Origin of the sequence: Kitasatospora sp. NPDC002551, assembly GCF_040296005.1 — a bacterium.
In the GTDB taxonomy this organism is placed as follows: domain Bacteria; phylum Actinomycetota; class Actinomycetes; order Streptomycetales; family Streptomycetaceae; genus Kitasatospora.
Genome location: NZ_JBEOWI010000021.1, coordinates 78,293 through 89,100 on the forward strand (window position 1 = coordinate 78,293; position 10,808 = coordinate 89,100).

The 10,808-nt window shown below is 76.1% G+C and carries 8 protein-coding genes; 5 read left to right on the plus strand and 3 right to left on the minus strand.

The features are described 5' to 3' along the window. Positions 1–157 precede the first annotated feature (157 nt). The gene (locus tag ABT093_RS19480) at positions 158–2,161 is read left to right on the plus strand and encodes an FAD-dependent oxidoreductase (RefSeq protein WP_350565802.1); all 2,004 of its coding nucleotides are present in this window, start codon (positions 158–160) and stop codon (positions 2,159–2,161) included. 102 nt (positions 2,162–2,263) lie between these two features. On the opposite strand, the gene ABT093_RS19485 is transcribed toward ABT093_RS19480, so the two are convergent. Next, a complete protein-coding gene (locus ABT093_RS19485) occupies positions 2,264–3,076 on the minus strand; it encodes a class I SAM-dependent methyltransferase (protein WP_350565804.1) in 813 nt (270 codons plus the stop codon). A gap of 335 nt (positions 3,077–3,411) precedes the next feature. Here ABT093_RS19485 and ABT093_RS19490 point away from each other — a divergent pair, with 335 nt between their 5' ends. Beyond that, entirely contained in the window at positions 3,412–3,924 is a 513-nt protein-coding gene (locus tag ABT093_RS19490) for a DinB family protein (protein ID WP_350565806.1), read from the plus strand. On the opposite strand, the gene ABT093_RS19495 is transcribed toward ABT093_RS19490, so the two are convergent. Further along, complete coding sequence (locus tag ABT093_RS19495) at positions 3,921–4,091, minus strand: hypothetical protein (protein WP_350565808.1); 171 nt, start codon at positions 4,089–4,091, stop codon at positions 3,921–3,923. The two genes, ABT093_RS19490 and ABT093_RS19495, sit on opposite strands and share 4 nt — an antisense overlap. A 140-nt stretch (positions 4,092–4,231) precedes the next feature. Between ABT093_RS19495 and ABT093_RS19500 the strand changes: the two genes are divergently transcribed. The 3 genes from ABT093_RS19500 to ABT093_RS19510 all read left to right on the plus strand — a co-directional run bounded on the left by ABT093_RS19500 (position 4,232) and on the right by ABT093_RS19510 (position 9,502). Beyond that, positions 4,232–5,821: a hypothetical protein gene (locus ABT093_RS19500; RefSeq protein ID WP_350565809.1), complete on the plus strand. Its 1,590-nt coding sequence runs from the start codon at positions 4,232–4,234 to the stop codon at positions 5,819–5,821. A 459-nt stretch (positions 5,822–6,280) separates the two neighbouring features. Next, positions 6,281–8,950 carry an AfsR/SARP family transcriptional regulator gene (locus tag ABT093_RS19505; protein ID WP_350565811.1) on the plus strand — a complete coding sequence of 890 codons (2,670 nt, stop codon included), beginning with the start codon at positions 6,281–6,283 and terminating at the stop codon, positions 8,948–8,950. A 102-nt stretch (positions 8,951–9,052) separates the two neighbouring features. Then, positions 9,053–9,502: a hypothetical protein gene (locus ABT093_RS19510; protein ID WP_350565812.1), complete on the plus strand. Its 450-nt coding sequence runs from the start codon at positions 9,053–9,055 to the stop codon at positions 9,500–9,502. Positions 9,503–9,614: 112 nt separating this feature from the next. Here ABT093_RS19510 and ABT093_RS19515 read toward each other — a convergent pair whose 3' ends face one another. After that, positions 9,615–10,565, minus strand: a complete 951-nt coding sequence (locus ABT093_RS19515) for an EamA family transporter (RefSeq protein WP_350565814.1) — start codon at positions 10,563–10,565, stop codon at positions 9,615–9,617. Positions 10,566–10,808: the final 243 nt, after the last annotated feature.

Consider the following 10,808-nt stretch of genomic DNA (forward strand, 5'->3'; position numbering starts at 1 on the left):
CGGGGCCGGGGGCTACTGCGCGGGGTGGGCGCGTCGGCCGACGGGCGGAGGGGACGTCAATGGGGCGGGGGAGTCCGAATCCGATCGAGTGGTTGATCGTTCCCGTCCGGGTGATGCCGGTTCCGTCACGTCCTGGTGATGCCAAGAGTGGTGCGTCATGACCACTCCAGACACGGGCGTTCCCGCCCCGCGATCCCTGACCACCACGACCCCCGCGGGCGGGGCGTCGACCGCACGGCCCTCCCGGCGTTCGGTCGTCACGGTGACCGGCGCCTCGGTGCTCGCCGCCGGGCTCACCGCCGCCTCCGCGGCACCCGCGACCGCGCTCGCCCCCGCCGTCACCCCGGCGGTCACTCCGGCCGACGTACCGCCGGGCACCGATGAGCAGGCGATCACCACGGTGGCCCGCGCCATCGCCGTCTACGACGAGCACGACCGGCCGCTCGTCCCGGGCTATCTGAAGATCGTCCGGGACGGCCTGCCGCCCGCGCGGGCGCGGGCCACCAAGCGGGTCCTGGTCGTCGGCGCCGGCCCGGCCGGACTGCTCGCCGCCGACCTGCTCAACCGGGCGGGCCATGACGTCGTCGTCATCGAGGCCAACGGCAACCGGGCCGGCGGCCGGGTCAAGACCTTCCGCAAGGGCGGCCACGAGAACGGCCCGCAGCCGTTCGCCGACCCCGGCCAGTACGCCGAGGGCGGCGCGATGCGGCTGCCCGAGAGCCACCCGCTGGTGATGGCGCTGCTCGACAAGTACGACCTGCCGCGCCAGGAGTTCCTGCTGGTGGACGTGGAGGTGGAGAACCCGTCGAAGCGGGCCAACCGCACCTGGATCCACGTCAACGGCCTGCACGTGCGCCGCGCCGACTACGAGGCGGACCCCACCGAGGTCAACGGGAGCTTCGGCGTCACCGGCCCCGACGGCGCCAGGACCGCCGCGGCCATCTACGGGGAGGCGCTGGAACCCGCGCTCGCCCTCGTCCGGGGCAAGGAGGGCGCGGCCCTCGTCGAGGGCTGGGCCACCGTCCTGCGGCGCTACGGCCACTGGTCGATGTACCGGTACCTCACCGAGCAGGCCGGGCTGGACACCAGGACCATCGACCTCATCGGCACCATCCAGAACGTGACCTCGCGGCTGCACCTCTCCTTCGTGCACAGCTTCCTGTCGGCGGCGCTGATCGACCCGAAGACGAAGTTCTGGGAGATCAAGGGCGGCACGGCCCGGCTCGTCGACGCCCTCTACGCGGCGGTGAAGGGCAAGGTGCGGTTCGACCGGCGGGCGGTGCGCATCGACCGCGTCGGCGGCAAGGTCCGGGTGCACACCGTCTCCGAGGACTGCCAGAGCGGGCAGGGCGGGGTCACCGAGGTGTTCGAGGGCGACGAGGCGGTCATCACCGTCCCGTTCGCCGGGCTGCGGCACGTGGCCTTCGAGCCGCCGCTCGGCTACGGCAAGCGGCGCGCGATCACCGAGCTGCACTACGACGCCGCGACCAAGGTGCTGCTGGAGTTCTCCCGCCGCTGGTGGGAGTTCACCGAGGCGGAGTGGAAGGCCGAGCTGGACGGCATCGAGGCGGGCCTCTACGAGCGGTACCGGGCCGGCCGGGTCGAGGACGGCCGCTACCTCGGCGCGCACGCCTCGGTGCGGCAGCTCGGGGTGAGCGTCCCGGAGGAGCTGAGGACGTGCTTCGCGTCCTTCCGCCCGGTCGGCGACGAGCCGGAGGCCGCCCACGTGCGCGGTGGCGGCTCGGTCAGCGACAACGCCAACCGCTTCGTCTACTTCGAGCACGCCCACCCGCTGGAGGGCAGTGACGGCGGCGTGGTGCTCGCCTCGTACAGCTGGGCCGACGACGCGCTGAAGTGGGACTCGTACGCCGACGAGGAGCGCTACCTGCGGGCGCTCGCGGGGGTGCAGGCGATCTTCGGGCGGCGCTGCGAGGTCTTCTTCACCACCAAGTCCAAGACCCAGTCGTGGATGCGCGACCACTACGCCTACGGCGAGGCCTCGGTGCTGCTGCCCGGCCAGCACACGGAGCTGTTCCCGGACATCCCGGGCTCCGAGGGGCCGCTGCACTTCGCGGGGGACCACACCTCGACCAAGCCCGCCTGGGTCGAGGGCGCGCTGGAGTCGGCCGTCCGGACGGCGCTGCTGGTCCACCGGGGCTGACCGGGGGCCGGGGGCGGGTGGGGCGATCCCCGGGGCGGGCGGGGATCGCTCCGGCCGGCCGGCTGCCGGTTGCCCGGCCGTTCGGCCGCCCGGCCGTCCCGGTCAGCGGCGGGTGGCGGTGACGAGGTGGTAGTCGAGCAGGCCGTCGCGCCAGGTGGTGAGGAAGTTGCGGGTCCAGTGGCCGGGCGGGACGGTGCCCTCCAGGTAGCGGTCCAGCCCCGGCCACACGTCCGCCCCGATGGGCTCGGTGCCGACGTCGGTGAACCCGGCGGCCGCGAGGTCCTCGGTGAACCCGGCGAGCGGGTGGGCGACGTCCAGGCCGTTCGCGAAGCTGCCGAGCAGGATCTTCAGCCGCTCGGCGACGTCCGGCCCCTCGGCGCTGAAGAAGGTGGTGACCACCAGCCGCCCGCCCGGCCGCAGCACCCGGGCCGACTCGCGGGCGAACCCGGTCAGCTCGCGGAAGTGCTGCGCCGCCTCGACCGAGTAGAGGCCGTCCAGCGAGGCGTCCGCGAACGGCAGGTCGTCCGCCGATCCCAGCGAGTAGCCCAACCGGTCCGGAAAGGTCGCCAGGGCCTTGGCGTTGACGGCGCGGGCGCGCTCGATCTGGTCCGGGTGGATGTCGACGCCCGTCACCGCCGCGAAGCGGAACTCGCAGAGCGCGAGCGCCGCGCCCAGGCCGCGCCCGCAGCCGACCTCGGCCAGCCGCAGCGACTCCCGGGGCCCCGGGAAGGAGCGCAGCACCCGGCGGTAGAGGTCCTCCTGACTGCGGACCCGGTCCTCGGGCGTCGGCGCGGTGGTACGGATGCCGCTCCAGTCACCGAAGTTGATGAATCCGCCGCCGAAGCTGGCGGCCCGTGACAAGTCGTCCTCGCCGTAGGTCTGGCGTACCGGTCCTGGGATGCGGTCCTGGCTCATGGCTCGCTCGGGCTCCTCGTGTGTAGTGGCGGCGGCCGATGGGTGGCATCGACGGGCGGGAGGGCCGGTACTCCGGGCCCCGCGCAGGCGCGTGCCGCAGTACGTACCCAAACATGCCAGGAACGGAACTACCCGAAGGAAGGGGTTTGGCGCCACAACCTGCGGGCCGATCGGGTGGTGTGTCATACGGGGTGATGATCGTGGCACACGGCCGTGGCACCGGCTCCGGTGCCCGGGTGCGGGCCCTGAAAATGATCGGCGCGCGGCCGGGGGCGGCTGGAAGACTGGGCGCCGCAATCCGTTCGGACGCACGGGAGACGAGGGACGTCATGGGCATGGACACGGGGGACGGGCGGGTCGCCCCGCCGCTGACCGGCGGCGAGCGGGAGACGCTGCGGGCGTTCCTGGACTTCCACCGCGGGACGCTGGCGATGAAGTGCGCCGGGCTGACGGACGAGCAGTTGCGGCTGCGGTCGAGCCCGCCGTCGGCCCTGACCCTGCTCGGCCTGGTGCGGCACATGGCGGAGGTCGAACGGACCTGGTTCCGGCGGGTGATCGACGGCCAGGACATCCCGCTGCTCTGGTCCCCGGAGGGCGACTACCAGGCCGCCTACGACCCCACCGGCTCGGACCGCGCCGAGGCGTTCGCGGCCTGGGAGGCGGAGGTGGAGCACGCCCGGCGGATCGAGCGGGAGGCGCCGTCGCTGGACGTCACCGGCTACCAGCCGCGCTGGCGGGCGGAGGTCTCGCTGCGGCTGGTGATGCTGCACCTGATCCACGAGTACGCCCGCCACAACGGCCACGCCGACCTCCTGCGCGAGGCGATCGACGGCGAGGTCGGCGCCTAGCCCTCCGGCTCGGGGGCCTGGAAGCCGGGTGGTGCGACGAGGCGCTGCCACTCGTCGTCGGGCCGGCCGGGGACGGTGCGGCCGGTGGCGGTCCAGAGCTCGGCGAGCCGGGCGAAGATCGGCGCCTCGTGCGGAATCGTTTCGTCGTTGGCGCGGGGTGAGGGCAACTGGTGATGGCTCATACCCAGCACAACGAGCACACCCGCCGCCCGCAACCCGCCCCGGCGGGTCGGAAGACCCGGGCGTACTGATGAGGGTGGGCCGGCCGGGCCGGTCGCTGTCGGTGGGCGCTGCGATGATCGTCCGCATGATCGTCGAGAACGCCGCGAACGCCGAGCGCCCTGCCGCGGGCTGGACCGCCGACCTGGCCACCACCGTCGAGCTGGTCCGCACCCTGCACGACCTCGACGGCTGCTGGACGCGGGCCGACGTCGAGCGGCTGGTCGAGGCCAGGCCCGACTGGAAGATCCGCCGGATCTTCCCGGACCTCCTGGTCGTGGGCCTGCAGGCCCACCTCCGCTGGCCGCTCGGCGCCGAGCTGTACCTGGGGGCCACCGCGCCGAAGAGCGACCGCTACCACCGGGCCCGGGTGCGGCTGCTGGACTTCCGGCTGCCGACGCCCGAGGAGGAACGGCGCACCGCGCTGCGCACGCTCTCCGAGGCGCTGCGCGCGATCGGCGCGCCCACCGCCGTGCCGACCGCCGCCGACGGGTTCGGGCTGCGCTGGCAGCCCGCCGGGCGCACCATGCTGCTCCAGGCCAACGACCGCGGCGCCTGGGTCGCCCTCCAGCCGCGGGTGACCGAGGTCGAGCACGTCAGCCCCGAACTTCCCGCCGTCGTCGCCGCGTTCGTCCCGGCGCTGCACGACGCCCCCGGCGGGCACTGCCCGGTCGAGGCGGTGGAGCGGATCGCCGCCGAGCACCCGCGGTGGCGGGTCGACTTCGGCCAGGGCTACGCCGACATCCGCACCGCCGACCCGGCGTTCGTGCCGTCGTTCGCCAGCCGCACCTCCTTCGCGCGCCCCGGCCCGGAGGGCACCTACGACGTCCTGGACCTGCACCGCTTCGACGACCTTCCGCTGACGCTGGAGCACCGGCGGGAGGTGTTCGGCGAGATCTACCGGGCGGTCCGCGCCGTCCTCGGCGAGCCGACCCTGTTCGGCGGCGGACCGGACGGCCCGGACGTGCGCTGGCGCGAGGCCGGCGAGGAGGGCCGGCTGCTGCGGCTGCTCTGCGAGGGGCGGCGGATCCGGCTGGAGACGGAAGCGGCCGCGCCGTTCGAGGAGGACGAGCGGCTCGCCTTCGCGTACGGCGGCCCGTACGGCGGATCGGACGGCCCCAGCGACTTCCCGCTGCTGCGCTACAGCTGGCAGCTCCACCTCGCCTACGAGGCGCCGGGCGGCACCGCGGACGTCCTGCCGGGCGGCCGACTCGCGCTGTCGCTGCCGCACCTGCGGGAGGGCCTGGAGTGCCTGCTGGCCGCCTGGATCGAGCAGCTGCCGGTCCAGCGGCCCGGCGAGAAGGCCACCTTCTCGATAGCCGCGCCGCAGATCAGCGGCGGGCTCTCGTTCGCGTACAGCACCGACAAGGGCGTGCTGCTGCGGGTCGGCCCGCGCCCCGGCGAGCCGGCCGAGGTCACGGCCGCGATGACGGCGGACGGCTGGCAGCCCTCCGGGAAGCGCTTCAAGGCCGAGTTCAGGACACCGAGGCGGGCCACCGCCGCCGAGGTCGCCACCCTGATCACCACCGAGCTGGCGGCGCGCGGGATCAGCGGGGACTCCGGCTACGGCCTGGGCCCCGGCCGGATCACCGCCCGCCGCCCGTCCCTCGGCCAGTCCCACCAGCTCGCCGGCCACGGCTTCTTCCGTGCCACCGGCCTGGGACTGGAGACCTCCTGACGGCGGGAGCCCACCGCCCGGCGGCGGCTCTCCCGACGACGGCGTCCGCGACGTCCGCTGCCGGCAGGAAGGGCGGGTGGCGGTTGTCGCGGGTCTCGTGGTCGCTTTCGAGACGGGTGAAGTCCTCGCAGATGTGGCCCTGATGGGTGGTCTCGAAGCCGGACGCTCCAGTTGCCGCGGGACGGACGGGAGTTCGTCCAGCGGAGACCGCACCGTTGTGAGGCTGTGGTGGAGGAATTCCGTGGTCACGGCAGCGGGTATCGAGGCCCTCCCTCTCGGCCGTGCGGCCGAGCGTTCCGCGTCGACCGAGTGACCGACGTGGTCCGACGGTGCGTCATGGCGCCGCAGAGGTAGCGCAGTTCGGGACAACGGGCGCTCACCAGGAGAGGTGTGGACCAATCCACACATTCCCTATGCTCTCACCCTGATCGACTGATCGGAACGCGGTGGGGAGCGGCAGTGCGCATCAATCTGCTCGGACGGTTCGAGCTCCAGGACGACCACGGCAGGGTGCTGCCGCTACCCGGGCCGAAGCGGCGCGCGCTGCTCGCCGCCCTCGCCCTGGAACTCGGCCGCACCGTTCCGGCCGAGCGGCTCGGCACGCTGCTCTGGGGCGGCGCCCCGCCGGCCACCGCCCGCTCCGCCCTCCAGAGCCACGTCACCGCCGTGCGCCGGCTGCTCGCGGCCGCGGCCGACGGTACGGCCCCGCCCGGAGGCATAGCCGAGGACCCGGACGGGCTCCACCTGGTCACCCGGGACGACGGCTACGCACTGCTCGGCCACCCGGACGCCGTCGACGCGCACCGCTTCGAGCGGCTGTGCGCCGCCGCCGGAGCGAACGCCGCCGACCCCGGCGGCCTGCTGCGCACCGCACTCGCCCTCTGGCGCGGGCCCGCCCTCGACGGGTGCGGCTCCGCTCGGCTGGCCGCCGAGGCCGGGCCCCGGCTGACCGCCGCCCGGTGGTGGGCCGTCGAACGGTTCGCGGCCGAGGCGCTCCTCGGCCGCGACGGCGTCGACGAGCGGATAGCGCAGGCGGTGGCCGAGTTGACGGCGCTGCTGGCCGCCGAGCCGCGGCGCGGGAGGGCCGCCGCGCTGCTCGCCCGGTGCCTCGAACGGCCCGCGCCGCCGGCGGACCCGGGCGCCGCGCCGGAGGCGGGCCGAGTGCCGGGCGGACCGGGCGTGTTCGTCGGGCGCGCCGGTGAACTCGCCCGCCTCGACGCGGCCGCCGCCACCGCCGACGGCCGCCCCCTGCTGCTCACCGGGCCGGCCGGGGTCGGCAAGACCCGCCTCGCCCGCGCCTGGGCCGAGCACCGCGCCGGCCGCTTCCCCGACGGCCGCCACACCCTCGACCTCCACGGCGAGGACGGGGCCACCGCGCTCACCCCCGCCGCCGCCCTCGCCCGACTGCTGCGCGAGCTCGGCGCGGGCGGGGACGACCTCCCCGCCGACACCGCCGGACGCGCCGCGCTGCTGCGCACGCTGACCGCCGGCCGCCGGCTGCTGCTCCTGCTCGACGACGCCCGGTCCGCCGAGCAGGTCGAACCGCTGCTGCCCGGCCACCGCGAGGTGCTGGTCCTGGTCACCGGCCGCTCGCGGCTCACCGCCGACCTGGTCGCCCGGCAGGGCGCCGTCCCGCTGCCGCTCGGCGCCCCGGCCCCGGCCGAAGCGGTCGGCCTGCTCGCCGCCGCGGCCGGCGCCGGGCGGGTCGCGCGGGAGCCGGAGGCGGCCGCGCCGCTGGCCGCGCTCTGCGACCAACTGCCCTTCGCGGTGGGGCTGGTGGGTGCCCGGCTGGCGGCCGGGGGCGGGAGCGCCGCCGGGCTGGTGGAGGAGCTGAGGGAGGAGCGGCGGGCCGGGGCCGAGGGGGTGACGGCCGCCCTCGCGGTCGCGTGGCGCGGCCTGTCGCCGGAGGCCGGGAGGGCCTTGGCGCTGACCGGTCTGCTCCCGGGTACGGGCATCGACGCGCGGGACCTCGCCGCGCTCGGCGCACTGCCTCCGCCGCGGGCGCGCGAGCTGCTCGCGGCCCTTGCCGCCGCCCGGCTCGTCGAGGAGACCGGGCCCGGACGGTTCGACCGGCCGGGGGCGGTGCGCCGGTACGCGGTCGAACGCGCCGCCTGGCTGCCGGCCGAGGAGCGGGCGGCCGCGTTGCGCCGGCTGCTCGACCAGTGGGCGGACACCGCGGAGGCCGCGGCGGAGGCGGTCGGCGAGGCCGTCGGCCAGGCCGACGGCGGCGGGTCGTGCGCCCCGGCGGACCAGGACGGCCCCGTGGCGTGGTTCCCCCGGGTGCGGCGCGTGCTGACGGCCGTGGCCCGCGCCGGCGCCGCGCACGGCCTCGACCCCGAGGTCTGGCGGCTCGCCCACGGCTGCGGGCCGCTGCACTACCACGACGGCGCCCACCCGGAGGCGTGGGAGGAACTCGCGCGGGAAGGCCTGGCCGCGGCCGAACGCCTCGGGGACCGCACCGCCCGCCTCCTGCTGCGGACCGACCTGGGCCTGGCGCTGGTCTGCCGGAAACGTTTCACCGAGGCCGCCGGGGTCGCCGAACAGGCCGTCGCCGAGGCCGGGGGAGCCGAGGACGCGGCCGAGGACAGCGCCGAGGACAGCGCCGTCCGTGACCGGTGCCTCACCGCGCTCGCCGGCACCCTCGCCGCGTCCGGCCGCGGCTACCAGGCCATCGCCGTGCTGGAACGCGTCGTCGCCTCCTGCGAGGCCCGGGGCGACGGCGCGTCGACCGCCCGCGCCCTGGACCACCTCGCCCACTGCCTGCACCGGGTGGGGGAGGCGGAGCGCGGCCTCGCCCACACCGACCGCGCGCTCGATCTCGTCCGCGACCGCCCCGACGACCCGCTCCAGCGCACCCTCCGCTTCAGCCGGGCCGAGGCCCTGCGCCTGCTCGGCCGGGTGGAGGAGGCGCTCGCCGCGGCGGACGAGGCACTCGCCCTCGCCGAGAAGCAGGACGACACCCGCCTCGCCCTGCTCGCCCTGGATTTCAACGGCGCCCTCCTCGCCGGCCTCGGCCGCCCCGCCGAGGCCGCCGACCACTGGCGCCGCGCGCTCGCCCTGCACACCGCCGAAGGCCGCCCGAACGCGGCACTGGCGCGCCGCCTGGCCGCCCTGGAGCCCGGGGCCTGACACCGCGACCGGTGGGCCCGTCGGCGGGGAACCCGGGGAGGTCCGGCGGAACGCCTCCTGGTTCCATGGTCGGACGGACCGGCGAGTGGTGGGAGGCGGGAAGTGGTTCCCGAGTGGTTCTGGGACGTCCTGGAAGCGACCAGGCCGCGGCTGTCCGCCCTGGAGGCGTGGCTGGGGTCGCAGCCGCGGGAGGTCCTTGAGGAGTTCGCGCTCGCCCAGCTGGAGGCGGCCGAGGCGCTGGCGGACTTCGCGGAGGGGGTGATCGTCGACGGGGACGGCTGGTCCGAGGACAGCACCGAGGATCTCTGCCTGTGGGTGGTCGGGCAGGGCCGCGCTTTCTGGCAGCGGGTGGTGACGGGGGAACTGGGGCTGGACGAGGCCGCGCGGGCGTATCTCGGCCGGACGCCGCCGCTTCCCGAGGGAACGGTCGCGTGGGACGGGGTGGTCGCCGACCCGGAGCACCGGGGCTACCAGTCGTCCGCGGTCATCGTGCACGGCGTCTACCGGACGCGGTTCGGCGAGGACCTGGCGGAACGGCTCCTGGACGCCTGAGGACGCCTGAGGACGTCCGAGGATGCCTGGGACGCCCGTGGACGCCGCGTCGGGCCGGTCGCGGTCCGGGTGCCGGCCCCGTGGACGGCACCCGGACCGCTCCGTCGGGGTGTCAGCGGCGGCGCGGGACGGGGGCGGTGAGGACGGCGAGGGCGAGGACGAGGACGGCGAGGCCGCACCAGGAGGCGGCGGGGAGGCGCTCGCCGAGGGCGGCGACGCCCAGGACGGCGGCGACCGCCGGTTCGGCCAGCGTCAGCGCGGTCGCCGTCTGGGCGGAGGTGTGGCGCAGGCCGCGGCCGAAGAGCCGGTAGGCCAGGAAGGTGGTGACCACGCCCAGGTGCAGCACCACGAGCGCGCCGCGCGGCGTGACCGCCCAGCCGGCGTCACCGATCAGCAGGACGGGCAGGACCAGCACGGCGGCCGCGCCGAACATCGCCCCCATCACCCCGGCGGAGGGGTGGCCGTGGCCGATGAGCCGGCCGCCGACGAGGGAGTAGGCCGCGTAGGAGAGCCCGGCGAGGGCCGCCAGCAGGACGCCGGGGAGGTCCACCGTGGTCGCCCCGCCGCCGAGTCGCGGGCCGAGGACCAGCAGGGTGCAGCCGAGCACGGCGGTCGACGTCGCCCGGGCCCAGCGGGCGGTGGGCCGGGGGCCGCCGGTGAGCCAGGCCAGCAGGCCGGTGATGACCGGCGCGCTGCCCAGGGCGATCACGGTGGCCACCGCCACCCCGGTGCGGGCCACGGCGGGGTAGAAGGTGAGCGGGTACCCGGCGACGGCGAGCGCGCCCAGGAGCAGCAGCCGCCGTTCGCGGGGCGTGCACGTCCGGGGCAGGGAGCGGGCGGAGCGGTCGGAGAGCAGGAGCAGCAGCCCGCCGAGGGCCAGCCCGGCGCAGCCGATGGCGGCGGCCGGGGCCGAGGCGGGGGCGAGCGAGCCGGCCGTGCCGGTGGTGCCCCAGAGCACGGCGGCCGCGAGGACGGGCAGCGGACCGGCGAGGGCGGCGGGAACGGGCGCGGGGACGGACGCGGCCCTGGAGGCGGACGCGGGCGTGGTGATGCGGTTCGGCACAGTCGTGGACTTCCGTTGTCGAATTCCGGGATTCCGGCAGGCGGACTGGATTCGGAACGGGCGCACGACACGGCGCCCCGGCGCCCTTGCGGGCCGGCCGGAGGCGCGGGATCAGGCTTGCCGGTGTGTGCGCCCGGTCAGGCGGACAGCGGTGGCAGCACGACGTGCCAGTATGAGGTCATGCGGCGATGCTACCGCCCCGGTCGCCGCGGCCCGCCCCCCCGGGAGTGAACGGCGGTGAAC

Excerpts from the sequence above, each read along its gene's own strand:
- ABT093_RS19500 (WP_350565809.1), top strand. The coding sequence starts at position 4,232 with ATGATCGTCGAGAACGCCGCGAACGCCGAGCGCCCTGCCGCGGGCTGG.
- ABT093_RS19485 (WP_350565804.1), bottom strand. The coding sequence starts at position 3,076 with ATGAGCCAGGACCGCATCCCAGGACCGGTACGCCAGACCTACGGCGAG.
- ABT093_RS19480 (WP_350565802.1), top strand. The coding sequence starts at position 158 with ATGACCACTCCAGACACGGGCGTTCCCGCCCCGCGATCCCTGACCACC.
- ABT093_RS19490 (WP_350565806.1), top strand. The coding sequence starts at position 3,412 with ATGGACACGGGGGACGGGCGGGTCGCCCCGCCGCTGACCGGCGGCGAG.